General features: G+C 69.5%; 23 protein-coding genes. 10 read left to right on the forward strand and 13 right to left on the reverse strand.

The annotated features are described in order from the left end of the window. Positions 1 to 80: 80 nt before the first annotated feature. The gene (locus V6M51_RS09265; RefSeq protein WP_332766551.1) at positions 81 to 2063 is read left to right on the forward strand and encodes a TonB-dependent receptor; all 1983 of its coding nucleotides are present in this window, start codon (positions 81 to 83) and stop codon (positions 2061 to 2063) included. Between the two features lie 143 nt (positions 2064 to 2206). On the opposite strand, the gene V6M51_RS09270 is transcribed toward V6M51_RS09265, so the two are convergent. The 6 genes from V6M51_RS09270 to ispG all read right to left on the reverse strand — a co-directional run bounded on the left by V6M51_RS09270 (position 2207) and on the right by ispG (position 8170). Then, on the reverse strand, positions 2207 to 3280 hold the full coding sequence (locus tag V6M51_RS09270; RefSeq protein ID WP_332766553.1) for a DUF4167 domain-containing protein: 1074 nt from the start codon (positions 3278 to 3280) through the stop codon (positions 2207 to 2209). A gap of 241 nt (positions 3281 to 3521) precedes the next feature. Further along, entirely contained in the window at positions 3522 to 4391 is an 870-nt protein-coding gene (gene prmC, locus V6M51_RS09275) for a peptide chain release factor N(5)-glutamine methyltransferase (protein ID WP_332766554.1), read from the reverse strand. Continuing rightward, positions 4388 to 5158, reverse strand: coding sequence for an MOSC domain-containing protein (locus V6M51_RS09280; protein WP_332766555.1), 771 nt, complete (start codon positions 5156 to 5158; stop codon positions 4388 to 4390). Before V6M51_RS09280 ends, prmC begins: the two co-directional genes overlap by 4 nt. Before the next feature lie 261 nt (positions 5159 to 5419). Then, positions 5420 to 6496, reverse strand: a complete 1077-nt coding sequence (gene prfA, locus V6M51_RS09285; protein WP_305673874.1) for a peptide chain release factor 1 — start codon at positions 6494 to 6496, stop codon at positions 5420 to 5422. 129 nt (positions 6497 to 6625) lie between these two features. Beyond that, positions 6626 to 6919, reverse strand: a complete 294-nt coding sequence (locus V6M51_RS09290; RefSeq protein WP_332766557.1) for a hypothetical protein — start codon at positions 6917 to 6919, stop codon at positions 6626 to 6628. 111 nt (positions 6920 to 7030) lie between these two features. Then, complete coding sequence (gene ispG / locus V6M51_RS09295; RefSeq protein WP_332766559.1) at positions 7031 to 8170, reverse strand: flavodoxin-dependent (E)-4-hydroxy-3-methylbut-2-enyl-diphosphate synthase; 1140 nt, start codon at positions 8168 to 8170, stop codon at positions 7031 to 7033. A 163-nt stretch (positions 8171 to 8333) separates the two neighbouring features. Between ispG and V6M51_RS09300 the strand changes: the two genes are divergently transcribed. Next, the gene (locus V6M51_RS09300) at positions 8334 to 8765 is read left to right on the forward strand and encodes a YybH family protein (RefSeq protein ID WP_332766561.1); all 432 of its coding nucleotides are present in this window, start codon (positions 8334 to 8336) and stop codon (positions 8763 to 8765) included. A gap of 78 nt (positions 8766 to 8843) precedes the next feature. On the opposite strand, the gene V6M51_RS09305 is transcribed toward V6M51_RS09300, so the two are convergent. The 3 genes from V6M51_RS09305 to V6M51_RS09315 all read right to left on the reverse strand — a co-directional run bounded on the left by V6M51_RS09305 (position 8844) and on the right by V6M51_RS09315 (position 12703). Beyond that, the gene (locus V6M51_RS09305; protein WP_332766563.1) at positions 8844 to 9764 is read right to left on the reverse strand and encodes a helix-turn-helix domain-containing protein; all 921 of its coding nucleotides are present in this window, start codon (positions 9762 to 9764) and stop codon (positions 8844 to 8846) included. A 317-nt stretch (positions 9765 to 10081) separates the two neighbouring features. Continuing rightward, positions 10082 to 12349 carry a phosphoenolpyruvate--protein phosphotransferase gene (gene ptsP / locus V6M51_RS09310; RefSeq protein ID WP_332766565.1) on the reverse strand — a complete coding sequence of 756 codons (2268 nt, stop codon included), beginning with the start codon at positions 12347 to 12349 and terminating at the stop codon, positions 10082 to 10084. A gap of 78 nt (positions 12350 to 12427) precedes the next feature. Continuing rightward, complete coding sequence (locus tag V6M51_RS09315; RefSeq protein ID WP_332766567.1) at positions 12428 to 12703, reverse strand: metal-sensitive transcriptional regulator; 276 nt, start codon at positions 12701 to 12703, stop codon at positions 12428 to 12430. Positions 12704 to 12810: 107 nt separating this feature from the next. On the opposite strand from V6M51_RS09315, the gene V6M51_RS09320 reads away from it, so the two are divergent. Both V6M51_RS09320 and V6M51_RS09325 read left to right on the forward strand, forming a co-directional pair. Continuing rightward, positions 12811 to 15123: a heavy metal translocating P-type ATPase gene (locus V6M51_RS09320; protein WP_332766569.1), complete on the forward strand. Its 2313-nt coding sequence runs from the start codon at positions 12811 to 12813 to the stop codon at positions 15121 to 15123. A 62-nt stretch (positions 15124 to 15185) separates the two neighbouring features. Continuing rightward, positions 15186 to 16910 carry an alpha/beta hydrolase gene (locus V6M51_RS09325; RefSeq protein ID WP_332766571.1) on the forward strand — a complete coding sequence of 575 codons (1725 nt, stop codon included), beginning with the start codon at positions 15186 to 15188 and terminating at the stop codon, positions 16908 to 16910. A gap of 25 nt (positions 16911 to 16935) precedes the next feature. On the opposite strand, the gene V6M51_RS09330 is transcribed toward V6M51_RS09325, so the two are convergent. Beyond that, positions 16936 to 17577, reverse strand: a complete 642-nt coding sequence (locus V6M51_RS09330) for a helix-turn-helix transcriptional regulator (RefSeq protein WP_332766573.1) — start codon at positions 17575 to 17577, stop codon at positions 16936 to 16938. Between the two features lie 70 nt (positions 17578 to 17647). On the opposite strand from V6M51_RS09330, the gene V6M51_RS09335 reads away from it, so the two are divergent. Beyond that, positions 17648 to 19057 (forward strand): MFS transporter, encoded by a 1410-nt coding sequence (locus tag V6M51_RS09335; RefSeq protein ID WP_332766575.1) that lies wholly within the window; start codon positions 17648 to 17650, stop codon positions 19055 to 19057. Here the strand turns inward: V6M51_RS09335 and V6M51_RS09340 are convergent. After that, positions 19023 to 19592 (reverse strand): TetR/AcrR family transcriptional regulator, encoded by a 570-nt coding sequence (locus tag V6M51_RS09340; RefSeq protein ID WP_332766576.1) that lies wholly within the window; start codon positions 19590 to 19592, stop codon positions 19023 to 19025. The two genes, V6M51_RS09335 and V6M51_RS09340, sit on opposite strands and share 35 nt — an antisense overlap. 116 nt (positions 19593 to 19708) lie before the next feature. Here V6M51_RS09340 and V6M51_RS09345 point away from each other — a divergent pair, with 116 nt between their 5' ends. From V6M51_RS09345 to V6M51_RS09355, 3 genes are read left to right on the forward strand one after another with little or no spacing between them, the layout of a single operon-like run. After that, positions 19709 to 20359: a GNAT family N-acetyltransferase gene (locus tag V6M51_RS09345; protein WP_332766578.1), complete on the forward strand. Its 651-nt coding sequence runs from the start codon at positions 19709 to 19711 to the stop codon at positions 20357 to 20359. Beyond that, positions 20356 to 21351 carry a hypothetical protein gene (locus V6M51_RS09350; RefSeq protein WP_332766580.1) on the forward strand — a complete coding sequence of 332 codons (996 nt, stop codon included), beginning with the start codon at positions 20356 to 20358 and terminating at the stop codon, positions 21349 to 21351. The genes V6M51_RS09345 and V6M51_RS09350 overlap by 4 nt, the downstream gene beginning before the upstream one ends. Next, the gene (locus V6M51_RS09355; protein WP_332766582.1) at positions 21348 to 22301 is read left to right on the forward strand and encodes an NAD(P)-dependent alcohol dehydrogenase; all 954 of its coding nucleotides are present in this window, start codon (positions 21348 to 21350) and stop codon (positions 22299 to 22301) included. Before V6M51_RS09350 ends, V6M51_RS09355 begins: the two co-directional genes overlap by 4 nt. On the opposite strand, the gene V6M51_RS09360 is transcribed toward V6M51_RS09355, so the two are convergent. Beyond that, positions 22298 to 23548, reverse strand: coding sequence for an aspartate kinase (locus V6M51_RS09360; protein ID WP_305673903.1), 1251 nt, complete (start codon positions 23546 to 23548; stop codon positions 22298 to 22300). The two genes, V6M51_RS09355 and V6M51_RS09360, sit on opposite strands and share 4 nt — an antisense overlap. Positions 23549 to 23724: 176 nt before the next feature. On the opposite strand from V6M51_RS09360, the gene ubiG reads away from it, so the two are divergent. Next, complete coding sequence (ubiG, locus tag V6M51_RS09365) at positions 23725 to 24474, forward strand: bifunctional 2-polyprenyl-6-hydroxyphenol methylase/3-demethylubiquinol 3-O-methyltransferase UbiG (protein WP_332766584.1); 750 nt, start codon at positions 23725 to 23727, stop codon at positions 24472 to 24474. 25 nt (positions 24475 to 24499) lie between these two features. After that, on the forward strand, positions 24500 to 25303 hold the full coding sequence (locus V6M51_RS09370) for an FkbM family methyltransferase (RefSeq protein ID WP_332766586.1): 804 nt from the start codon (positions 24500 to 24502) through the stop codon (positions 25301 to 25303). A 45-nt stretch (positions 25304 to 25348) separates the two neighbouring features. Here V6M51_RS09370 and V6M51_RS09375 read toward each other — a convergent pair whose 3' ends face one another. Beyond that, entirely contained in the window at positions 25349 to 25759 is a 411-nt protein-coding gene (locus V6M51_RS09375; RefSeq protein WP_332766588.1) for a nuclear transport factor 2 family protein, read from the reverse strand. Positions 25760 to 25924: the final 165 nt, after the last annotated feature.

Raw genomic sequence — 25924 nt, forward strand, 5'->3', positions numbered from 1 at the left:
AGGTTATGTTATCTCATAACAGGGGATGTTATTTCGTAACAGGGCCGCTGGAGCGCCGCCCTGGATTGCAGGATCGCCGCATGCCCAAGACCGCCCTGTTCGCCGCCGCCGGCGTCCTCGCCCTGATCGCCGGCCCGGCCCTGGCGGCCGACGCCGCGCCGCGCGAGGTCTCCGAAGTGGTGGTCACCGGCGCGCCCTATGTGGTCTCGATGGACTCCACCACCACCGCCGTCAACGTGGTCAAGCGCGACGACCTGGACACCGCCGCTCCCGGCGGCTTGGGCGATGTTCTGTCGGGCCTGCCCGGCGTGCGCTCCACCTTCTTTGGCCCTGGCGCCAGCCGCCCGGTGATCCGCGGCCTGGCGGGGCCGCGGGTGCTGGTCCTGACCAATGGGGTCGGCATGATCGACGCCTCGGCCCTGTCGCCAGACCACCAGGTCGCCACCGATCCGCAGGAAGCCGAGCGGATCGAGGTGCTGCGCGGGCCTTCGGCCCTGGCCTATGGCGGCTCGGCGATCGGCGGCATCGTCAACATCATCGACGACCGCATTCCCAGCAAGGTCGTGGACGGCGTCCATGGCCGGATGCTGGCCTCGGCGTCCAGCGTCGATGAGGGCCAGCTCGCCTCGGCCGCCTTCAAGGCCGGGATCGGCGACTGGGTGTTCAGCGTCGACGGCCTGCGCAAGACCGGCGAGGACTACGAGATCCCGGTGGGCCAGATCTCGCGCCGCCTCGCCGCCGTCGAGGGGCTGCCCGAGCCCGAGCGGTCAGGAACCAAGGTGGTCAACAGCGCCGTCGAGCTCTCGGCCTATGGCGCGGGGGTCTCCTATGTGGGCTCGCGCGGATATGGCGGCCTGTCGATCAAGAAGACAGACACCACCTACGGCATCGCGGCCGAGGAAGACGTGACGATCGGGCTGGAGCAGACCCGCGTCGACGCGCAGGGCGAGATCGATATCGACCTCGGCCCCTTCGACAAGGTCAAGCTGTCGGCTGGCTGGGCCGACTACACCCACACCGAATTCGAGGGCGACGAGGTGGGCACCACCTTCCTCTCCGATGGCTGGGAAGGCCGCGCCGAGTTCGTCCAGCCCGAGCGCAACGGCTGGCAAGGCGCGGTGGGCGTCCAGGCCCTGCTGCGCAATTTCGACGCCATCGGCGAAGAAGCCCTGATCCCCAAGACCAAGATCACCGAGCAGGGCGTCTTCACCCTGCAGCGGCTGGACCGGGACAGCTGGGGCGTCGAGGGCGGACTGCGGCTCGACCGACGCCAACTCGACAGCGTCGCGGGCGAGCGCGACTTCACCAACATATCGGCCTCGGCCGGGCTGTTCGTGCGGCCGGCGAAGGGCTGGTTCCTTGGACTCAGCGCCTCGCGAACCAGCCGCGCGCCCACCGAGGAAGAGCTGTTTTCCGAAGGCGCTCACCCCGCCACCCAGCAGTTCGAGGTCGGCGACGCCACCCTGGCCAAGGAGATTTCCTACGCCCTCGACGCCACGGTCCATTATTCCGCCGGCCCCTGGTCGGTCGACGCCCACCTGTTCGGTGTGAAGTACGACGGCTTCATCGACCTGGAGGCCACGGGCGTCGACGACCCGGATTCCGGCTTCCAAATCTACAATTTCGTGCAGACCGACGCGGAGTTCTACGGAACCGAGTTCGAGGCCTCCTACCGGCTGTGGGAAGACGGTGATCGCAACTTCAGCCTGGAAGGCGCCGCCGACTATGTGCACGGCGAGACCGACCTGGGACCGGCCGTGCGGATCCCGCCCTGGTCGGTGACCGGCCGGGCGGTGTTCGAGGGCGGCTGGTGGACCGGCAAGCTGGAACTGCGCCAGGTCGGCGAGCAGGATCGCGTGGCGGCCTTCGAGATTCCCACCGACAGCTACCGGATGCTGAACGCCTCGCTGGTGATGCGGCCGTTCGCCGACAAGGGCCTGAAGGTCTTCGTCGACGCGCGGAACATCAATGACGCCGAGGCGCGGGAGCACGCCTCATTCCTGAAAGACCTGGCGCCCCTGCCCGGACGGAGCTTCCGGATCGGTGCGGGCTACACCTTCTAGGGCGCACGGCGGCGCTTGCCGCGGGGATCTCGGCGCCTGGGGCGTCGAGGTGGTTTCAGAAGCCGCTTCGCCGACACAAAAAATCCCTCCCCGGCGGGGAGGGATTGATTGTCTCGCAGGGCCAGGAGCCTCGCCTTGAAGCCCTAGGCTTCCTCAGTCTCGTTCGAGGCCGAGCCTTCGCCGCCCTCGAAGCTGCGCGGGGCGCGGCGACGCCGGGCCTTGGGCTTGTCCTCGGCGGCGACCTCCTCCACCGGCGCCTTGGGCGCGGCGGCCCGCGGCGGCTTGGGGGCCTTCAGGAAGGCCGGGGCGTGGCTCTCACCGCCATCGTCGTCGCGCAGGACCGGAGAGGCCTGCTCTTCGCGCGCGACCAGAGGCGACGCCTTGGGCTCGACCACCGCCAGGGGATCGCGGTCCGGACGGTCGGCGCGGTCGCGGTCGCGTTCGAAACGCTCGCGGCGCGGCGGACGGTCGTCCTGGGCGGCCCGGTCCTCGCGGGGACGTTCGTCGCGCGGCCGATCATCCCGGGGACGATCGTCACGCGGGCGGTCATCCCGGGGCCGGTCGTCGGCGCGAGCCGGACGGTCGTCGCGTTGTTGCGGTTGGCCGTCGCCGCGGGGGCGATCGTCGCGGTCACGCCAACGGTCGCGGCCGCGGTTCTGGCCTTGACCCTGGCCTTCGAAGCGGTCGGCGCGCGGCCGATCGTCGCGCTGGCGGTCATCCCGGGGCCGATCGTCGCGTTGACGGTCGTCGCGGGGGCGTTCGTCGCGCCAGCGTTCGCCGCGCGGTTGTTGGCCCTCGCTGTCGCCGCCTTCGGGGTTGTCGCCTTCCGCCTCAGCGGCCGCGGCGTCCGCGGCTGCGGCGGCCTGGGCGCCGCTCTCATCCTCGAAATCGATGTCGAATCCGGAGGTGATGCTGTCGCGGCCCAGGATATCGCTGGCCGGGCGGGTGGGCTGCATGGCCCGAACCACCCGGAAATAGTGCTCGGCGTGCTGCAGGTAGTTCTCCGCCAGCACCCGGTCGCCGGCTGACGATGCGTCGCGGGCGAGCTGTTGGTATTTCTCGAAAACGTGCTGGGCGTTGCCGCGCACCTTCGCGCCTTCCGGGCCGTTCGAATCGAAGGCGCGGTTGGCGTTCTGCTGCTGTGGCTTACCGCCACCACCACCGCCGCCGCCGCGATTGCGGCCGCGCTGGCGCTTCATACCCTTGAAATCTCTCATTCTTTGTGATCATCCCGCTGCGCCCCGGCTATGCCGGCGGCGCGCGGTCTATCCTCTCGCCTTGGGTCGGACGCCATCGTCCGAAATCCGTGTTGAAGACGTGTGTGTTCCCCGTCATCCGCCCTGTCATCTAGGCGCGTGACACGCAATTCGCGCGCCTGCCGAAGCGTTTGTCCGTTCCGGTTTTCAGAACGTCCGAAACCCGGCGAATTGGGTGGAGACAGGACAAAGACTTAGCGATTCAAACGCGAGTTTCCAAGGGGTTTTTCGTACCGACCACCACGCGGTCATGCAGCGACAGGTCCTTGATGGTCCAGACGTCGCTTCCGCCGGCCTCCGTGAACAGGGCTTCGACGGCGTCTTTCTGGTCGTAGCCGATCTCCACGGCGAACATTCCGCCGGGCTTCAGCACCCGCAGGATCTCCGGGGCGAGGCGGCGATAGTGGTCCAGGCCGTCCGGCCCGCCGTCCAGGGCGATCCGGGGTTCGTGGTCCTTCACCTCGGGCTCGAGGGTTTCGATCACATCGGTGGCGATATAGGGCGGGTTGGAGACCACCACGTCGAAGCTGGCGTCGCCCAGACCCGCGGTCCAGTCGCCGCGTAGCAGGGCCAGGCGTGAGGCCAGGCCCAGATTGGCGGCGTTCTCCCTGGCCACGGCCAGGGCCTCGGCGGAGACATCGACCCCCAGGCCCTTGGCGGCGGGCCGCTCGGCCAGGATCGACAGGATGATCGCGCCTGACCCCACGCCCAGGTCCAGGATGCTGAAGGCCATCTGCTCGGGCCAGCCCTTCAGCACATAGTCGACGATCACCTCGGTGTCAGGCCGCGGGGTGAGCACGTCGGGGGTCACCGCCAGCATGATCTTCCAGAAGCCCTTGCGGCCCAGGATGTGGCTGACCGGCTCACGACGTTCGCGGCGGGCCAGGTAGTCGGCCAGGGTCGCCTCCTGCTCCTCGGTGAGCGGCCGATAGGGATCGGAGACGATGTCGGCCCGGGTGGCGTCGGCGGCGGCCTCGACCATCAGGCGCGCGTCGATGACCGGGCCGGGCAGCCCCGCGGCCTCCAGCCGCGCCTTGGCGCTCTGCCAGGCCTGGAGCAGGTTCAGGCTCATGCCGCGGGCTCCGGCTCGGTGCAGGCGTCGCCCACGGTGAGACGGCCGCCGTCGGCCACGTGGACATAGATGCCCAGGTTCATGTGGCCGTAGTTGTCGAACAGGGCCTTGACCACATCCATGTCGCGTTCGGCGGTCGTGGGATCCACATGGGTCGCCGCGCAGCGGACGATGGGTTTGAACACCTTCACCCGGGCGAAGCCGACCATCAATTCGCGGCCGGCCCACTCGTTCTCCACCCAGGCGGGCCAGCCCTCCACATAGACATTGCCGCGGAAGCGCAGCGGATCGACCGGCCGGCCGATCCTGGCCTCAAGGTCGCGCACCGTGGCCAGATTGATGATCGAGACATGGCCCAGTGGGTGGTCCATGAACCGGTGGCCCGGCGCCTGGACGACGCGAAGCGGCCCTTGGGCCTCCTCGCCCAGCAGTCCGCCCAGCCAGGCCGTGAAGGCGGCTTGGCCCGCCGCGTCCGACATGGCGCCGGCGAAATCCGGCTGGCCCGGAGCGGTGGCGCGCAGGGTGTGGGTCGCCTCGTCATAGGCGGTGCGGGCCTTGGCGACCTCGGGAATGGCCGCCAGGACGGTGAACTTCTGCTTGGAGATATGGCCGGGCGCCGCGGGGTCGAAGCCCGACGGCCCGTTCTCCACGGCATAGAGCCGGTCACAGGGGAACGGCCCGCCCAGGGTCAGGTCGGCGTGGTCCAACCGCTCCGGGGTGAACCCCTTGACGGGATGGCGGTAGAGGGCGGCGATATGACCGGTCATGGCCCCTGGTAGCCGCAATCCCGGCCGATCCACAAGTTCAAGCTGCGCGGCGGGCAGGTTCTGCAAACCCCGATCGTTGAGTCTCCAGGAACGGCGCGGGAACTTGGGTGGTCGGGCTGTGGCGTCGCAAAGGGCCCCCAAGCTTGGACTGCAGGGCCGCCTTGGGTTGGATCGGAAACCGCGCCGGGGCCTTGGCCCTGACAGTCGCGCCCTGGACCGACGGCCAGCGCCAGGCCGAGCGGCGGCGCAGGCGCTCCGGCGTCAGCCGAACTCGTCTTCCAAGGCGGCCAACCGGGCGGCCTGATCCTCGGCGATCAGCGGATTGATCACGTCGGCGAGGCCCTCGCCCTCCATCACCTTGGCCAGGTTGTAGAGGGTCAGGTTGATGCGGTGGTCCGTCACCCGGCCCTGTGGGAAGTTGTAGGTGCGGATGCGCTCGGAGCGGTCGCCGGAGCCCACCTGGCTCTTGCGGGCGTCGGCGCGGGCGGTGTCGAGCGCCTCACGCTGCTGGTCGTAGAGCCGGGCCTGCAGCACCTTCATGGCCCGCGCCCGGTTCTGGTGCTGCGACTTCTCCGACGAGGTGACCACGATGCCCGTGGGCAGGTGGGTGATGCGCACCGCCGAGTCGGTCTTGTTGACGTGCTGGCCGCCGGCGCCGGACGAGCGGTAGGTGTCGATGCGCAGGTCGGCGTCGCGGATGTCGATCTCCACGTCCTCGACCTCGGGAAGGACCGCCACGGTGGCGGCCGAGGTGTGGATGCGCCCGCCGGCCTCGGTGTCGGGCACGCGCTGCACCCGGTGCACGCCGCTCTCGAACTTCAGCTTACCGAACACTCCATCGCCGTTGATCGAGGCGATGATCTCCTTGTAGCCGCCGACCTCGCCCTCGGAGACCGAGTCGATCTCCACCTTCCAGCCCTGGGCCTGGGCGTAGCGCTGGTACATGCGGAACAGGTCGCCGGCGAACAGGGCCGCCTCGTCGCCGCCGGTGCCGGCGCGGACTTCCAGGATGGCCGAGGCGTTCTCGTCCTTGTCCTTTGGGGCCAGCAGCAGGGCTACCTGGCGTTCCAGCTCGGGCAGGCTGTCGTTCAGCTTCTGGAGTTCTTCCTGGGCCAGGCCCGCCATCTCCGGGTCGCCGGCCTTGGCCATCTCCTCCAGCTCAGGCAGCTCGTCGCGGGCGCGCGCCACGGCCTTGACCGCCTCGACCACGGGTTTCAGCTCCGCGTGCTCCTTGGAGAGCTTCACGATCTCGGTCCCGTCGGTGGCGGCTTCCATCCGCGCCTCGATCTCGCGGAAGCGGTCGAGCACCTGGTCCAGTCTGGCCTGGGGAAGTCGCACGGGGTTTGATCACCGATGGAAAATGGGAGGCTTCCTCTAACGCTCCCGCGCCAAGAAGCCAAACACCCCGGCAAACGAAAAGGCCCCCGCCGCGAGGCGAGGGCCCTCAGGTTGCTTTCGCGAAGTCGCTTAGGCGCGGACGCCGGTCAGCGGGGCGTTGCCGAACGCGCCCAGCTTCACGTTGCCGGTCATGCTGTCGCCGGCCACGGTGGCCGAGAATTCCAGCGTCATGGGCATGGGTTGGGTGATCGAGGTGGACCAGGTCAGCGTATCGCCGTTGACCTTGCCTTCGATGGTCTGCTCACCCATGCGGCCCTTGGTGGAGCCTGTGAAGGTGTCACCGCTGGTGGTGATGGCCGCCTCGACTTCCTGCGCGCCCATGGGCGAGTTGATGGTGATCTTCCAGTTGCCGTCCGCGGACATGGTGTCCCTCCCTGATTAGGCGGAGGCCACCTAATCAAGCCCTTGCGCCGGGCGCAAGAGTGACGCGGGCGTCATTTTCATGTCATCCGTGCAATGTTCGGATTTACGCGGCTATTCCGCCGCCTCGAGGGCTTGGTCCTGCGCCTTGAGTTCGGCGGCCTTGGCCTCGACCAATTCGACGATGTGTTCGACCATCGCCTCGTTGTCCATCTTATGGTGCGCCTTGCCGGCCATGTAGACCATGCCCGCGCCCTTGCCGCCGCCGGTGAAGCCGATGTCGGTCATCAGGGCCTCGCCCGGCCCGTTCACCACGCAGCCGATGATCGACAGGCTCATGGGCTGGGAGATATGCGCTAGCCGCGCTTCAAGGGTCTCGACCGTCTTGATGACGTTGAAGCCCTGCCGCGCGCAGGACGGGCAGGCGATGATGTTGACGCCGCGATGGCGCAGGCCGAGCGACTTCAGGATGTCGAAGCCGACCTTGATCTCCTCCACCGGATCGGCGGCCAGGCTGACCCGGATGGTGTCGCCGATGCCGGCCCAGAGCAGGTTCCCCATGCCGATGGCCGACTTCACCGTTCCGTTGCGCAGGGCGCCGGCCTCGGTGACGCCCACATGCAGCGGGCAATCGATGGCCTCGGAGAGCTGCTGATAGGCGGCCACGGTCATGAAGACGTCGGAGGCCTTCACGCTGATCTTGAACTCGTGGAAGTCGTGGTCCTGCAGGATCTTGGCGTGGTCGAGCGCGCTCTGGACCATGGCCTCGGGGCAGGGCTCGCCATAGCGCTCCAGCAGGTGCGGCTCGAGGCTGCCGGCATTGACCCCGATGCGCATGGAGCAGCCGTGGTCCCGGGCGGCCTGGATGACTTCGCGCACGCGGTCCGGGTTGCCGATATTGCCGGGATTGATCCTCAGGCAGGCCGCGCCGGCCTTGGCCGCCTCGATGCCGCGTTTGTAGTGGAAATGGATGTCGGCGACGATCGGGACCTTGGACGCCTTGACGATGGAGCTCAGGGCCGCGGTCGAGGCTTCGTCCGGGCAGGAGACGCGGACGATGTCGGCTCCCGCCTCTTCCAGCTGACGGATCTGGTCGATGGTGGCCGCGGCGTCGGCTGTCAGCGTATTGGTCATCGACTGGACGGTGATCGGCGCGTCGCCTCCCACCTCGACGTCGCCCACCCGAATCTTGCGCGAGGGACGGCGCGCGACGGCGCGCCAGGGACGGAGGTGGGTGTGATCTTGGGCGGTCATGGCGGGCGGAAAATAGGGCCTTTCGCGCCAAATCCCAAGCCCGCCGCCGCGTTGATCCGGCGGCGGAGAAAAATCTGCGGCGCAAAATGTCGGGACCGGGGCGGTCGCCGTCGTCCTCCGGGCGATCCCCGGGGCGCGACGCCCTTCCAACCAGGAGCTCTCCATGACCGACGCCGAACAGATCCGAACCCTGCTGCAGGTCCGCGCCGCCGCTCTCCATGCCCGTGACGCCTCCGCGGCGGTCGCGACGCTCGCCGACGAGGTGGTGAACTATGACCTCGATCCGCCCCTGGCCCATGTCGGCGGCCCGGCGCGGGCTCGCGCCAGCCTGGACCAGTGGTTCGCCACCTGGCGCACGCCGATCCGCAACGAGCCGCGTGACCTTCAGATCGCGGCTTCAGGCGATCTGGCCTTCGCCTTCGGCCTGATCCATCTGGCCGGGACCAAGATCGATGGCGAGGAGGTCGATCTGTGGTTCCGCTCCACGGTCTGCCTGCGGCGCGTCGACGGCGCCTGGCGGATCGTCCACGAGCACAGCTCGACGCCCTTCTACATGGACGGCGGCTTCAAGGCCGCGATCGATCTCAAGCCCTAGGGAAAGACCTCAGGACCCTGTCGGAACCCGGGGGCGTCTCGTTCGTCCTCGGTGCGACGTCCCGGCGAAATAGCCGCGCTAGAGCGCCAGCTTTTCCAGCGCCGCGGTCGGGGCCGGCATCAGGCCCTTGGACTGGCCGCCGACGAAGACCTGAACGGCGGCTGGGTCGGAGACCTCCACCGTCAGGCCCTTGAGCGCTGGGGCGCGATAGGCCTCGCCCGCCGCGAGCTGGCGGGCGAAATAGACCGCTCCGTCGGCGCCGCGCACGATCAGCGAAGTTGATTTGCGAGCCTGGAGGGTCACCACCGACAAGCCGGGCTCGGCGCCGTAGACCGTTCCGCTGGCGGCGAAGGTGGCCGGCAGGGACTCGGCCGGGACGACCGGCTGGGCGTCGGGATTGGCCTTGGCCGCCTGCTTGGCGGCGATCACGGCGTCGGATGAGCCGCCGGCGGCGGTGGCGTCAGCAAGGCCGGGTGTCTCATAGGGCGCGGGCGTCGTGGATTCCACGGGCGCCGGCAAGGGCGCACCGAGGGAGACAGGCCCCGTCGGCGCGGCGGCGGCCGGGCTGACCGCAGCCGTTTGCGGGGCGGCTGCGGCGGGGGGCGGCTGCTGGTCGCTCATCGCGCGCTGGGCGACGTTCCACAGGACGATGGCGCCGATCATCAGGGTCCCGACCACCAGGACCAGGGTCAGGCGCGGGTCTTTCTCGTTGCTGACGCCGACCGGTTCGCGCAGGGCGGTGTCGGGGGTGGGTTCGTCCAGCTTGAACCGATCGACCGCGGCTTCGCCGTCCAGCCCGAGCGCGTTGGCGTAGGCGCGGACATAGCCGATGGTGAAGGGGCGCGACGGAAGCTGCTCCAGCCGCATCTCCTCGATCGCCGCCAGATAGGCGCGGCGGATGCGGGTGATCTCGGCCAGCGCCTCCACGCTCAGCCCGCGGGATTCGCGAACCGCCTTCAAGGCCGCGCCGATATTCGGGCCGCTGCTCAAGGTGGGCATGTAGGATTCAACCGGACCGGGATCAACAGGCCCATCGCTCCGCAAATGCAGATCCGTAACCCGGCCAGTATCGAGCGCCATGGCTACCCGAAGCCCCTTCTCTCATCCGCGACCAGAGGCGCGCGAAGACAGCCCGATCTGATGGCACACAGTCTTTAACAGTCTGTTGCGAATACCAGTTTTGGCCCCAAAATTCAATGTGCTATTGCGCCGCGGCAAGGCCGCGAAACGGCTTCCCCAGCGCATCGACCGGCCGAGTTCTGGCGGTGAATCGGGATCGAAATGTGACCAATTGCCAAGCTCGCCCGGCCGCCCGGTCAGATGGCGAGGTACAATTTTCGCGCGAGGGTCTCGATCTCGTTGCGGATCGATCCGGCCGAGCCCTTGATCAGCGCCGAGACTCCCCGGCGGGCGGCCTCACGGTCGCAGGACAACACCATCTGCTTGACCGGCCCGATCCCGGCCGGCGGCATGGAGAGCCGGTCGAAACCCAGCGCCACGAGAACGAAGGCCTCCAGCGGCCGGCCGGCCATCTCGCCGCAGACGGAGACGGGCGTGCCGGTCTCGGCGCAGGCCCGCTGGATCGCCTCCAGGGCGCGCAGGGCCGGTGGCGACAGGAAGTCGTAGCGGTCGGCCACTCGCGGGTTTCCCCGGTCGGCGGCGAACAGGTACTGCATCAGGTCGTTGGTGCCGACGCTGACGAAGTCGGTCATCGGCAGCAGGGCGTCCAGGTGCCAGATCAGGGCCGGGGCCTCGATCATGGCGCCGACGTCCAGGCGCGAGGGGGCCGGCCGTCCGCGGCGCTGGGCCCAGGCCACCTCGTGGTCGACGAGGGCGCGGGCGGCGCGGAACTCGTCGACGCTGGCCACCAGGGGGAACATAATCCGCAGCGGCCGGCCGCGCGAGGCGGCGATCAGGGCGCGGAGCTGCAGGCGCAGCAGTCCTGGCCGGTCCAGCCCCATGCGGATGGCGCGCCAGCCCAGGGCCGGGTTCTCCTCGCGCTCGGCCTCCATGTACGGAAGGATCTTGTCGCCGCCGAGGTCGAGGGTGCGGAAGGTCACCGGCATGTCGCCGGCCGCGTCCATCACCCGGCCGTAGAGCGCCGTCTGGGCGTTGAAGCGCGGCATCTCCTCGGCGACCATGAACTGGAACTCGGTGCGAAACAGGCCGATGCCCTCCGCCCCGGTCTCGGCCAGGATGTCGAGGTCGACGTCGAGGCCGGCGTTCATCAGCAGGGTGATCTTGGCGCCGTCGCGGGTGAAGGCCGGTGTGTCGCGCAGCTTGGCGAACTCGGCGCGCCGCTGCAGGCGGACTTCGAGCCGGGCCTTGAAGGCCTTCACCACGTCGAGGCGCGGACGCAGATAGGCCTCGCCGGTCTCGGCGTCGACGATCACAGCGTCGCCTTCCGAAACCCGGTCGCGCAGGCCCGAAAGCCGGCCGACGCAGGGAATATCCAGGGCGCGGGCGACGATGGCCGCGTGGCTGGCCGAGGAGCCTTCCTCCAGCAACAGGCCTTTGAGCTTGGTGCGGTCGTATTCCAGCAGGTCGGCGGGGCCCAGGTTGCGGGCGATCAGTATGGCGTTCTCGGGCAGCTCCCGGGCCGAATGGGCGTCGCCTGACAGGTGGCGCAGCAGCCGGTCGGCCAGGTCTTCGAAGTCGTGCAGCCGTTCGCGCAAATAGGGGTCGCGGGCCTGGCCGAGGCGTGCGCGGTGCTCGGAACGCACCCGCTCCACGGCCGCCTCGGCGGTCAGGCCATTGCGCACCGCATCTTCCAGGCCGCGGTTCCAGCCGCGGTCGTGGGCGAACATCCGGTAGGTGTCGAGCACCTCGTAGGAGACGTCGGCCAGCAGGCCGTGCTGGCCGTCCAGCATCTCGTCGATCTGGGCCTGTAGGCTGGCGACGGCCGTGTTGAGCCGGGCCTCCTCGGCGACGACGTCGTCGGCCAGCAGTTGCGAGGGCGCCACCGGCGGTTCGTGCAGGACCGCCACGCCCAGGGCCAAGCCGTCGGCGAACTTGGCGCCCTTCAGCCGCTCGGGTTTGTGCGGGGCGAGTTCGACGCCCTTCAGTTCGCCCTCGGAGATCAGCTCGCCGCCGGCCACCATCTCGGCCAGGACCATGGCGACGATCTGCAGATCCTCGACCTCGTCGTCGACATAGACCCGTTCGGTGCGGTTCTGGACCACCAGCACCCCGATGGCCCGGCCGCCGCGCAGCAGGGGCACGCCGAGGAAGGCGTGGAACGGGTCCTCGCCGGTCTCCGGGCGGTACGAGAAGGCCGGATGGTTCGGGGCGTCCGACAGGTTGAGAGGCCGGCCCAGGCGCATGATCTCGCCGACTAGGCCCTCGCCGGGCTTCATGCGGGTGACGTGGACGGCTTCGGGATCGAGGCCTTCGGTGGCGAACAGCTCGATGTCGCCGGCCGCGCGGCGCATGTAGAGCGAGCAGACTTCAGCCACCATCGAGCGGGCGATGATCCGCACCACCGTGTCGAGGCGCGCCTGCGCGGGCCCGCCCGACGCCAGAGCCTCGCGGATCTGACGCAGTAGGCTCCGCTGCCCCCGGATGGCGACGCCCTGCAAGGCCATCGGCCGTTTCTCTCCCTCGTTCAGTCCGCTCCTAGCAGCTTTGGATGTCGGAACGGAGATGGAAAAGCGGTCCTAGCGTCAACGTGAGACGCGACCGAGCAGTTCGATCAGCTCGCCAGCCTTTTTGCGCTGTTCCTGCACATCGCCGCTGATGATGGCCCCTTCGATGCAGTGACTCAGGTGGTCCTTCAGCATCTCGGCCTCCACCCGCGACAGGGCCGCGCGCACCGCCTGCAGCTGGGTGAGGATGTCGATGCAGTAGCGATCCTCCTCCACCATGCGCGCGATCCCGCGCACCTGGCCTTCGACCCGGCTCAGGCGGTTGAGCAGTTTGGGCTTGTCGTCGCGCTTCATCCGAATGTCCTCTCGCCGCGGAAATCATACCCTCCCAGGGTAATTGCAATATGCCCTATGGGGGTATATGTGGCTAGGCGAAATCGAGAACCAGCGGAGGTCGCGCCATGTCGCATCATCATCACGATCACGATGCCGACGGTCATACCGCGCACCTGGCCATCGATCCGGTCTGCGGAATGAGTGTCGACACCACGGCGGGCAAGCCATTCTCCGAGCACGACGGCGCCACCTTCCACTTCTGCTCCGCCGGGTGCAGGACCAAGTTCATCGCCGACCCGGATCGCTACCTGTCGCCGCGCGAGTCCGATCCGCCGGCGCCTCCCGGGACCATCTACACCTGCCCCATGCACCCCGAGATCCGCCAGGAGGGGCCGGGCGCCTGCCCGATCTGCGGCATGGCCCTGGAGCCTGAGGTGTTCTCGGCCGACGTCGGACCCAATCCGGAGATCGCCGACTTCAGCCGCCGGTTCTGGGTGGGGATGGTGCTGACCGCGCCGCTGCTGGCGCTGGAGATGGGCGGCCACCTGGGTCTATCCCTGCCGATTCCGCATGACTGGGGGCCATGGCTGCAGTTCCTGTTCGGTACGCCGGTGGTGCTGTGGGCCGGGGGGCCGTTCTTCGCCCGCGGCTGGGCCTCCGTGGTCAGCCGCAACCTCAACATGTTCACCCTGATCGCGCTTGGAACCGGGGTCGCTTGGTTGTTCAGCACCCTGGCCTTGCTGGCGCCGGGCCTGGTCCCGGCCGCCTTCCGGGACGCGCACGGAACACCGCCACTCTATTTCGAGGCCGCCGCGGTGATCGTCGTCCTGGTGCTGATGGGACAGCTGCTGGAACTGCGAGCCCGTGAGCGTACGTCCGACGCCTTGCGCGCCCTGATGGACCTGGCGCCCAGCACGGCGCTGCGGGTCCGGGACGGCCGCGACGAGGAGGTCGAGGTGGGCGACATCCATCCCGGCGATTTGCTGCGGGTCCGTCCGGGAGAGAAGATCCCGGTAGACGGCGTGGTGGTCGAGGGCCGTGCCGCGGTCGATGAGAGCCTGATAACGGGCGAGTCCATGCCGGTGACCAAGGCGCCGGGCGATCCGGTCACCGCGGGCGCCGTCAACGCCACCGGCGGCTTCATCATGCGCGCCGAGCGGGTCGGCGCCGAAACCGTCCTGGCCCAGATCGTCCAGATGGTGGCCGCCGCCCAGCGCAGCCGCGCGCCGATCCAGCGTCTGGCCGACCGGGTGTCCGGGTGGTTCGTGCCCGCCGTCGTCGCCGTGGCGGCGATCGCCTTCGCCGCCTGGGCCATGATCGGGCCCGAGCCGCGGCTGGCCTACGCTCTGGTCGCCGCCGTCTCGGTGCTGATCATCGCCTGTCCCTGCGCGCTCGGCCTGGCCACGCCCATCTCGATCATGGTGGGCGTCGGGCGCGGCGCGCACGCGGGCGTGCTGATCAAGGACGCCGAGGCCCTCGAGCGGCTGGAGAAGGTCGACACCCTGGTGGTGGACAAGACCGGCACCCTCACCGAGGGAAAGCCGAAGGTCACCGCCATCCGGCCCGAGCCGGGCTTCGAAGAGGCTGAACTGCTGCGCCTGGCCGCGAGCCTGGAGCGCTCCAGCGAACACCCCCTGGCCCGGGCCATCGTCGCCGCCGCGAAGGGGATCGAACTGTCGGAGGCGAGCGCGTTCGACTCGCCGGTCGGCAAGGGTGTGCTCGGGCGCGTCGACGGGCGCGACGTCGTCATCGGCAGCGCGGCCTTCCTGGGCGAGCAGGGTGTCGCCGCCGCCGCGCCGCAGGCCGACGCCCTGCGGGCTGAAGGCGCCACCGTGGTCCTGGTCGGCCTCGACGGGCGTTTCGCCGGGCTTATCGCGATCGCCGACCCGATCAAGAGTTCGGCCGCAGCGGCCATCGCCGCCCTGCACAAGCGCGGCGTGCGTATCGTGATGCTGACCGGCGACAACGCCGTCACCGCCCGCGCCGTGGCGGCCAAGCTCGGTATCGACGACGTCCAGGCCGAGGTCTCCCCCGCCGACAAGTCCGAGGCGGTTCGGAAGCTGAAGGCCGAGGGCGGCGTGGTCGCCATGGCCGGCGACGGCGTGAACGACGCGCCCGCCCTGGCCGTCGCCGACGTGGGCGTGGCCATGGGCGCCGGGGCCGACGTGGCCAAGGAGAGCGCGGGCGTCACCCTGCTGGGCGGTGATCTGGCCGGCCTTGACCGCGCCATCCGGCTTTCGCGGGCGACCATGGGCAACATCCGCCAGAACCTGGTCTTCGCCTTCGCCTACAACCTGGCGGGCGTGCCCCTGGCGGCGGGCCTGCTCTACCCCACCTTCGGCCTGCTGCTCTCGCCGGCCATCGCGGCCCTGGCCATGTCGCTGTCCTCGGTGAGCGTCGTTGGCAACGCCCTGCGGCTGCGAGCCCTGAAGCTCTAGCGCGGCGGGCCGCGGGCGCCCATAGTCGCGCCCAAGAACAAGCTGCGTCTGGGGAGGCGACGATGCGTAAGACCTGGCTGCCGTTCGCGGTGGGCGTTTTGCTGATCCTGGCCGGGTCGTTGCTGGCCCACGCGATCCAGACCACCGGCGGCGTGACCGTCGAGGACGTGCGCTTCCCGGGCGACAAGGGCACGACCCTGTCGGCCCTGGTCTACACCCCGCCGGGCGCCAGCGCGACCAAGCCGGCGCCGGCCGTGCTGGTCAGCCACGGCTATATCAACACCCGCGAGATGCAGTCGGCCTTCGCGATCGAGCTGGCCCGACGCGGCTTCGTGGTTCTGGCCATCGACCAGTCCGGCCATGGCTATTCCACCGGCATCGTCGGCAGCAACGACTTCGGCGGTCCCGCGGCCCTGCGCTACCTCAAGAGCCTGCCCCAGGTGGATCGTGGCAATATCGGCCTGGAGGGCCACAGCCTGGGCGGCGGCCCGGTGGTGGGCGCCGCGGCCTCGGATCCGGACGGCTACAGGTCCGCGGTGCTGGAAGGCTCGACCCCGGCCATCGGCGCGGTGTTCGGCAGCCAGGCCAAGGCCGAACTGCGCAATCTCGCCCTGGTGTTCGGCGGCTATGACGAATTCGCGCCGTTGATGTGGCAGGTGGAGCGGGGCTCCGACGTCGCCAAGTCCAAGGCCCTACAGGCCCTGTTCGGGACCACGGCCCCGGTGGTCGAGGGTCGGGTCTATGGCGACCTCAAGGCGGGCACGGCGCGGGTTCTATACAACCCGGCCATCACCCATCCCTGGGAGCATTTCTCCGTGGCGGGCGTGGCGCCGGCCGTCGACTGGTTCCAGCAGACCCTCGATGGCGAGGCCAATCCCCTGCCGCCGACCGAACAGATCTGGATCTGGAAGGAGGTCGGCACCCTGATCGCCTTCGCGGGCCTGGTGGTGCTGCTGCTGGGAACCTTCCAACTGCTGTTGGCCGCCCCGTGGTTCTCGGGCCTCGTCCAACCGGCCGCGCCCGCGGCCGAGACGCGGGATCGCCGCTGGTGGATGGCCTTCGTCCTGACCGCGTCGATCCCGGCGATCACCTACCTGCCGCTGATGTTCGTCGGTCAGGCCTTCCTGCCGATCCCGGGCTTCCCGCAGTGGGTGACGAACCAACTGCTGGTCTGGGCCCTGGCCAACGCGGTCATCACCCTGCTGCTAGGCCTGGTGCTGAAATCCGCCAAGCCCGCCTTCGCCACCGACTGGTTGAAGAGCGCCGCCATCGCCGTGGCCACGGTGGCGGTCGGCTACGCCTCGCTGGCCCTGGTCGATGCGCTCTGGCACGTCGACTATCGGTTCTGGGTGTTGGGCCTGAAGCCGCTGGACGGGCTGCATCTCACCTACGCCCTGGCCTATCTGCCGCTGTGGACGGCCTTCTTCCTGGTCGCGCTGCGGGCCTTGCACGCCAACCTGGGACGGAAAGGGGAGGGGAAGGGCCAGTACCTGACCGCCGCGCTCGCCATGTGCCTGGGCTTCATTGTCCTGCTGAGCCTCCAGTACGCCAGCCTGTTCGCCACCGGCGTCCTGGCCATAGACCAGCCGCTGAACACCATCATCGGTATCCAGTTCGTGCCCCTGCTGGCCATCGTGGGGGTGATCGCGGTCTTCACCTACCGGCGGACCAATTCCTACGTCCCGGGCGCCCTGATCTGCGCCCTATTCATAACCTGGTATGTGGTCTCCGGTACGGCGACCCACTGGTCGCCGGACTTCCAGCTACCGATCCCGGGACGCGGCTAGGGCCTGCCGGACGCCTCGCCGGCGGTCAAGGCTCGGACGTCGACGGCGTCCATGGGGTGACGACATAGGCGCAGCGCCGCGCCCCCGCCAGGATGTGCTCGGTGCGTTCGACCTTGGCCGGGGCCAGCAACATCTGGAACAGGGCCAGCTCCGAACGGCAGAATCCCTGGCAGGCGCTAGCCGCCGCGCAGATCGGGCAATGGTTTTCGATCAGCAGATAGGCGCCGTCCTCGCGCCGGCTCCACTCGGCCATGTAGCCCTCGGCGGCCCGGATCTGGGCGAGGCGGTCCAGGCGCGCCTCGAGGGCGACGGCGCCCTCCAGGGCCTGGCGATAGCCGACCTCGGTGGCCGCCTCGCGGCGCTTGATCAGCCGGTCGAGCCCCTCGTCGCCGAACTCGCCGCGCACGGCCTCGATCAGCTCGACGGTCATCTGGGCGTGGGTGTCGGGGAAGCGCTGGTTTCCCAAGGCGGTCAGCGACCAGGAGCGGCGGGGCCGGCCCACCCCCATGCGCTCGGTGACGTGCTCGACCAGGCCCTCGGCGGCCAGGCGTTCCAGGTGCTGGCGCGCGGCCTGGCGGGTCACGGCGACGGCGGCGGCCACGTCCTTGGTCTGGACAGGCCCCCTGGTCTTGAGTTGCAACAGGATCTGGTCGGATGTCGTGTGCATTTGACAATCAACGTATTGCAAAATTTACGGGCCAGGTCTACCTCGGATTTGTAAACTCGGAGATTGTCAAATGATGGCAGGGGCGCGGGCGGACGGAAGCTGGGCCGATGTGCTGGGCGACGGCCGTCTGCCGCGCTTCGTCCTGATCTGCCTGGGCGTCTGGATCAGCGCCGCCGACTCGCTGGTCACCGCGACCATCATGCCCAGCGTCGGCGCCGACCTTGGCGGCTACGCCTATTTCGGATGGGCGACCGCGGGCTTCCTGCTGGGCTCGGTGCTGGCTGGCGCCAGCTCGGGCCTGCTGGCCCTGCGCTTCGGCCTGCGCCGCGCCACGGCCGCCGCGGCGCTGCTCTATGCAGCGGGCTGCGCCATGAGCGCCGCCGGCCCCGACATCTACAGTTTCCTGATCGGCCGGGTGCTGCAGGGGCTGGGCGGCGGCTGGGTGGTGGGCTTCTGTTCCGTCGCCATCGGCCTGATGTTCCCCGACCGCCTGTTGCCGCGGGTCTATGCCGCCGTCACCGGCATCTGGGGGATCGCCAGCCTGCTCGGCCCGCTGATCGGCGGCGTCTTCGCCGACCTGGAGGCCTGGCGCTGGGTGTTCTGGCTGTTCGCCGTCCAGGCGCTGGGCGTGGCCTGGGCCGCCTGGGCGCTGCTGCCGGCCGACGGCGAGGCCGGCGATAGCCGCGTGGCCTGGCCGCAGCTCGGCCTCATCGCCGCCGGGGTCGGCGCCATCGGCCTGGCCGACATCGTCCACGACTTCGCCCGGTCCATGGGCCTGACGGCCCTGGGCGTCGGCCTGCTGATCGCCATGGTCGCCCTGGACGGCCGCGCGGCCGTGCGCCTGCTGCCCAAGGGGTCGGGCGACCTGCGGACCATCGCCGGTTCGGGCTTCGCCGCCATGTTCCTGCTGACGGCGGCCTCGATGGGCTTTTCGATCTATGGCCCGGCGATCCTGCAAACCCTGGCGGGCCTCTCCGCGCTGGGGGCTGGCTACATCATCGCCGTCGAGGCCCTGGCCTGGACGGTGCTTGGCCTCGCCGTCGCCCACCTGACCGGGCCCTGGCCGCGGCGGCTGATCCGGGCGGGGGCGGTCATGGCGACCCTGGGCGTCATCGGCAGCGCCCTGGTCTTTCCAGGGGGTTCGGTTCCCGGGGTCGTGCTGGCCGGCATGTTCCTGGGCGGCGGGTTCGGCCTGTCCTGGGCGTTCATGAGCCAGCAGTTGCTGGCCAGCCTGCCCGAGGGCGACGAGCGCGCGATCGGCGCGGCGGCCATGACCACCGTGCGCCTGACCGGCTCGGCCGTGGGGGCGGCGGCCTCGGCGGCGGTCGCCAACCTAGTCGGGTTCTCGGCCGGCCTATCCGAGGCCAGCGCCGTCTCCGCGGGCCTCTGGGTGTTCGTGGCCGTGGCCCCGGTCTCGATGCTCGGCGTCTGGGCCGCCTGGCGGCTCAGCGACGAGCGATCAACAAAGCCCCAAGCATGATCTGAGATAGAGCGTCGATCGCGTCGGCGCGTGGCATCCTGCCATTGGCCGCGGCCTGGGAGAGGGCGTCGGCCGCCCCGATGATCCCCAGCAGCAGCGCTCGGCCGCCGGGCCGCGGCAGGTCCGCGAACCGTGACAGGGCCTCGCCGTAGAGATCCACATAGCCCTCGCGCAGGCTGTCGCGGAATCCCTCCATCTCCTCGCTGGCCGAGAGCGCCGCGGCGATAGCGCCGAACTCCGGACCGGCGGTGAGCACACAGTCCACATAGGCCGCGCTGAGGATCGCCACCACGTCCTCAAGGGTCCGGGCCTGGGCCTCCAGGGCCGCCTGCACCGCCTTGGCCTGGCGGTCGTCATAGTCCCGGTAGAGGGCGATCAGCAGGCCCGCACGCGTGCCGAAATGCTCATAGGCGATGGGCTTGGTCACGCCGGCCTGCTCGGCCAAATGGGCCAGGGTGAGCGCATCGGTGCCCTGGGCGCGCACGATAGCCGAGGCGGTCTCCAGCAGCTGGGTCCGCCGCTGCTCCTTAGGCATGCGCTTAGCCGGCACGAAGGTCCTCTCGAAGCCGCTTGACGGCGTGACCGCTCCGCCTATGTTACTAATCGTAACTTACGGATCGTAATATGTCAGCAGTTCTAGCGGAGGCGCCCATGACGGCCAAGTCCCTTCAGATCGCAGCGATCACCCCGGCCCAGGCCAAGGCCTTCGGGGGCCTGGTTCCGGACCTGATCCGCGCCACCGGCCCGGTCAGCTACGACTATCAGTTCGGCGCGGGGAGCGGCCTGCTGGACCGGGTGGTGCTGGCGTCCTGGCCGGTCGCCGACACCCTGTTCGCCGCGGCCTGCACGACGGTGGCCACGGACGGCGAGGAGCTGCTGGGCTTGGAGCTCGGTTTCGAGGGGCCGAACTTCTACCGGTTCAAGGACAATCTCGTGGCCCTGGCGGGCAGGCTGATCGCACAGGGCGTCGTCACCTTCGACGAGCTGAAGGGCCTCGGTGACCGGGCCGAGACGGCGAGCTATCTCAACGCCCATGTGCCGGAGGGCGTCTACTATCTGCACGCCCTGTCGACGCCGGAACGCCATCGGGGCAAGGGCGCCGGCAAGGCCCTGCTCGCCGCCGCCATCGATCGGGCCAGGACCGCCGGCTATCGCGAACTGCAGCTGGACGTCCTGGCCGACAATCCGGCGGTGGGCTTCTACCAGGCCAACGGCCTGCGCATCCTGGCCGAGACCCGCTCGCCCGAGCTGTCCCGCGACCACGGCTTCCCCAGCGAGCTGCGCATGGCGGTGACCCTGTGACGCCGCGCATCCTGATCGCCGGGGGTTATGGCCTGGTGGGCGGCCTGATCGCCCGCCACATCCGCGCGGCGGGCCACGGGGTCGAGCTGATCCTGGCCGGCCGGCGGCCTGCGGAAGGCGAGGCCCTGGCCCGGGAGCTCGGCGCGGCCACGGCGCATCTCGACGTGGACGATCCGGAACCCGGCCTGGCGGCGGTCGGTCCCGTCGACCTCGTGGTGGCGGCGCTGCAGGACCCTGGCGACGCCCTTCTGGCCGCGACTCTGGGCGCGGGGGCCGCGCACATCGGGATCGTGCGGACGGCGGAGACCATGGCCTCCAGCGCCATCGCCGTCTGCGCCGCCGCGCCCGCGCGGCCGGCCCTGATGCTAGGCCATTGGCAGGCCGGGGTCCTGACCTTGGCGGCCCAGGCCGCGGCGCGGGCCTTCGCCCGGATCGACCGTATTGAGCTCGCCGCCCTCTATGACTATGCCGATCCCATCGGTCCGATGACCGCCGGCGACAGCGCGGGCTTCGTCGGCCGCGCCTTGATCCGCCGCGGCGGGCTCTGGACCAGTGTCGACGCGCCGGAGGCGGTTCGCCAGGTCGCGCGGCGGGGCCAGCCGGACTTCGACGCCATGCCCATGGGGGTGCTCGACGTCCCCAGCCTGGCGGCGGTGACCGGCGCGCGGGATGTCCGCTTCGACCTGGGGACTGGCGAGTCGCGCGGGACCCAGGCCGGCCTGGCGGCCTCGCACGACCTCTTCATCGACATCACCGGCGAACTCGAAGGCGGCGAAATCGTCACACGACGCACCACCGTCACCGACCCGCGCGGCCAGGCGCACCTGACGGCCCTGGGCGTGCTGGTTGGCGTCGAGCGTATCCTGGGCCTGGACGGCGGACTGCCGCCGCCTGGCGGCCTGGCCTTTCCGGAGAGCTTTCTCGACGCATGGGCGGCCTTGAGGCGCTTCGAAGCCTTCGGGGTCCGCATCGAGACGGAGACCACCCCATGACCGGGATCATGCGCGCCCTGACCCTGACCCTGACCGAAGGCCGGATGGGGTTGGGTGAGGCTCCTATTCCGGTTCCGCGCCCGGGCCAGGTCCTGGTGGAGATCAAGGTCTCGGCGGTCAACGAGATGGACGTCCAGGTTCGCGCGGGGGGCTGGAAGTCTCAGGTGAAGCGGTTCCGCAAGGTCGGGCCGGTGCTCACGGGGTTCGAGTTCGCCGGAGTGACCCGCAGCGACGCCGGCCGCATCCGGACCGGCCAGCGGGTGATCGGCTATGTCCACGTGCTGAGCGGCCCGCGCGTCCATGCCGGCCATGCCTGTATCGACGAGAACGACCTTCAGGCGGTCCCGGCGGACATGGGCGATGAGGACGCCGCCGCCCTGGTGGTCATGGGCCTGACCGCTATCGAAATCCTGGAAGGTCTGAAGCGTCTCGACGCCGGCCGGCGCTGCCTGGTGATCGGGGCCGCGGGTGGTGTCGGGGTCTATGCGGTCCAGCTCGCCAGCCGCCAGGGCGCAGAGGTCACCGCGGTCTGCTCGGCAGCCAACGCCGACTGGGTCCGATCCATGGGCGCCGCCGACGTCCGGCCCTACGAGAGCCAAGCGCGATACCGGCCGGGCGATCGATTCGACCTGATCGTCGACTGTCCGGCCAAGTCGTCGTTCCGGGAGGCCGCACCCTTCCTGGCCAAGGGCGGGATGTATGTCAGCACCAACCCGCTCGCCGATCCCATGGGTTTCGTCCGCTCGGCGGTGTCGTCGCGCAAGGCGGGCTATCTGATGATGCTGACCACCACGCCGGCCAAGCTGTCGCGGCTGATCGAACTGCGCGGGCAGGGGGCCTTGCGCCCAGCCATCGACAGCGTCTTCGACCTGGAGGACGCCGACGCCGCCTTCGACCGCTTCGCCGCCCGCGGCAAGCAGGGGCGGGTGCTGCTGAGGATTTCGCCCTAGAGCTGGTCCAGGCCGAAGCCGGCGTGCAAGGCGCGGACGGCCAGTTCGGTATAGGCCGCGTCGATCAGCACGCTGATCTTGATCTCGCTGGTGGAGATCACCTGGATGTTCACGCCCTTGTCGGCCAGGGCCTTGAACATGGTCTTGGCCACGCCGGTGTGGCTGCGCATGCCCACCCCGATCACCGAGACCTTGGCCACGTCCTCGTTCACCTGCACGTCGTCGAAGCCGATTTTCGGCTGGGCGGCGCGGACGATCTCCACGGCGCGCTGGGCGTCGCGCTTGCCGACGGTGAATTCCATATTGGCGGTGTCGGCGGTGCGCGCGTGGCTCTGGACGATCATGTCCACATTGACGTTGGCGTCGGCCAGGGCGCCGAAGATCTCCGACGACACGCCGGGATGGTCGGGCAGGCCGAAGAGGCTGATCTTCGCCTCGTCGCGGCTATAGGCGACGCCGCTCACGATCCGCTTTTCCATGATCTCTTCCTCGTCGCACACGATGGTGCCTTGGCCGGGCGCTTCGCCGGGCTCGACAAAACTGGACAACACCCGCACCGGCACGTTCTTGGCCATGGCGAGCTCGACCGAACGGGTCTGCAGCACCTTGGCGCCCAAGGACGCCATCTCCAGCATCTCCTCGTAGGAGATCTTGTTGAGCTTGCGGGCCTTGCTCTCGATGCGCGGGTCGGTGGTGTAGACCCCGTCGACGTCGGTGTAGATATCGCAGCGGATGGCCTTCACCGCCGCGGCGATGGCCACGGCGCTGGTGTCCGAGCCGCCCCGGCCCAGGGTGGCGATGCGGCCGTCGCGGGTCACGCCCTGGAAGCCGGCGATCACCGCCACCTCGCCGGCGTCGAGCGCGGCGGAGAGCTTCTCGGGCGGGATGTCGTCGATGCGGGCGCGGCCGTGGGCGTCGTCGGCGATGATCGGGATCTGCCAGCCCATCCAGGAGCGCGCCGGCAGGCCCATGTTGCGCAGGGTCATGGCCAGCAGGCCCGCCGTCACCTGTTCGCCCGAGGCGACCACGGTGTCGTATTCGTCGTCGGACGGGTTCAACCCTTGCGCCGCGGCGCCCGCGCCGTCGGTCCAGGCGACCAGCTCGTTGGTCTTGCCGGACATGGCCGAGACCACCACGGCCACGCGGTGCCCGGCCTCGACCTCGGCGGCGACCAACCGTCCGACGCGCCGGATGCGCTCCAGGTCGGCCACGGACGTGCCGCCGAATTTCATCACCAGCCGGGACAGGGCGAGAGCTCCGTGTGAGGGATAGGGCTGCGCCTCATAGCGGCGCGCGCCGCAGGGGGCAATGTCTGCCTTTCACGCCGGTCAAAACCCTGCATTCCGGCAAGATGTCGCCCGCCATCGGGCCAACGTCGCATGGGGACTAGCGCGCCGCGCCGCGCGGGTGGAAAAGGGCGGCCATGACCGCCGCCGCCACCTCCATCGACCCGGAAGAGGTCGAGCGTTTCTCCCGCATCGCCGCCGAATGGTGGGATCCGCGGGGCAAGTTCGCGCCCCTGCACAGGTTCAATCCCGTGCGCCTGGCCTTCATCCGCGAACAGGCCCTGGTCCGCTTCGGCCGCGACGCCGCCGCCCGCAAACCCTTCGAGGGCCTGCGCCTGCTGGACATCGGCTGCGGCGGCGGCCTGCTCAGCGAACCCATGACCCGGCTGGGTTTCGCGGTGACCGGCGTCGACGCCTCGCCGCGCAATATCGGCACGGCCGCCGCCCACGCCGACGAGCAGGGGCTCTCCATCGACTACCGCGCCTCCACCGCCGAGGACCTGCTGGCCGCCGGCGAACGCCCCTTCGACCTGATCCTCAACATGGAGGTGATCGAGCACGTGGCCGATCCACGCGCCTACCTGCGCGACTGCGCGCGGCTGCTGGCGCCGGGCGGCCTGATGATCGTGGCCACGCTGAACCGCACGTTGAAGGCCTTCGCCCTGGCCAAGGTGGGAGCCGAATACGTGCTGCGCTGGGTTCCGGCCGGCACCCACGACTGGAACAAGTTCCTCAAGCCCGAGGAGCTGCGCGGCTTCCTGGAAGGGGAACCGGTGGCGGTGCAGGGTCCGTTCGGCGTCGCCTATGATCCTCTGGGCGGGCGTTGGTCCCGTTCGTCGGACTGCGACATCAACTACATGATGACGGTCACCCGCGACGTGGCGTAAAGAGCGCCCTCAAGGGGAAGTATCCATGCCTTCGATACGCGTGCTGAGTCACGCCTTCCGCGCCTGGCGGCGCAATATTAAGTGGGCCAAGCACGAGCCCGAAACGCCTTACCTCGCCGACCTGCTATCCGGATCGCCGGTCTGCCTGCACGTGGGCGCCAGCGACGGGCGCCACTCCTATGTGATGACCCAGGTCGCCCCCGACGCGCGCATCTACGCCTTCGAACCCTCGGCCTTCACCTTCGAGGTGCTGAAGCTTTGCCTGAAATGGCACGGGATCGCCGACCAGGTGACGCCGATCCACGCCGCGGTCTCCGACATGCCCGGCGAACTGCTGCTGGTGACGCCGAAGAAGACCTCCGGCCGCATGGGCCGAGCCTACGCCTTCGTCGCCGAGGCGGCTCCCGAGGGCAAGGTTCGTCCCGACCTGGAGGACACCGGGGTCGAGATCCAGCCGACCCCCGTGGTCACCCTGGACGACTATTGCCGGCAGCATCGGGTGACCCGAGTCGATTTCATCCGGATGGACATCGAGGGCGCCGAGCAGAAGGCGCTGAAGGGCGCCGAGCACGTCATCGACCGCGACCTGCCCCACGTGCTGCTGGAGATCCACCCGATCATGCTGGAGAGCCGGTTTGGCGGCTCCGCCGATGCGGTGGTCGATCTGTTCCGCTCGCGCGGCTACCGGATGTTCGCGCTGAACGGCGACCGGCTCGAGGAGCGCACCACGGTGGCGCCCGACGTGCCGTGGAAGGACTACTTCTTCGTCCATCCCTCGCGCGCGCCCAACCTCCCGGACGGCGTCTTCAAGGCCCGGATGGCGGCCTGATCCGCGGTCGAGAAGCGGCTCGCGTGAGCCGCTTCTCGTGGGCGATCAGTCCGGGAACTGGATCAGGGCGTCGAACGTCTCGCCCCGCCGCATCGCCTGGAGCGGCGCGGTGTCGGCATAGACGATCTCCTCGATCACCTTGCCGTCGCGCAGGGTCAGCTTGTCGACGCCGCGCCAGGTGACGACATGCTCGCCGTACCGGTTGGAGCTCTCCCACTCGATCACGATCACCTCGCCGCGCGAGGTCCAGTCGATGAGCTTCCAGGTGAGGTCCGGCGCATTGGCCTTGGTCAGGTCGTTGAGCTTGCCGATCTCGCCGCCCCGGATCACCCGGCTCGCGAAGGGGTAGTACAGCTTTCCGTCGGCGTGCCAGAGCGCGAGAAACGCCTGGCCGTCCTTGGCGGCCCAGGCCGCCGCGAACCTGTCGACGAACGCCTGCTTGTCGGTCTCGTTCATTGCTATCCTCCGATGCGATGCGCGAGCCATAGGCTGGGTCCGGGCGATCGTCTGGCGCGATACGGACTCAACCTGTCAGCTGATACGCCCGGTGCTCGCCGCGGCGCCTAGCGTGGTCCGGCGCCGCGTCCTACCCTCAGCTGAACAACGATAAGGGAGAAGGTC

The sequence above is a fragment of the Phenylobacterium sp. genome, assembly GCF_036677185.1.
In the GTDB taxonomy this organism is placed as follows: domain Bacteria; phylum Pseudomonadota; class Alphaproteobacteria; order Caulobacterales; family Caulobacteraceae; genus Phenylobacterium.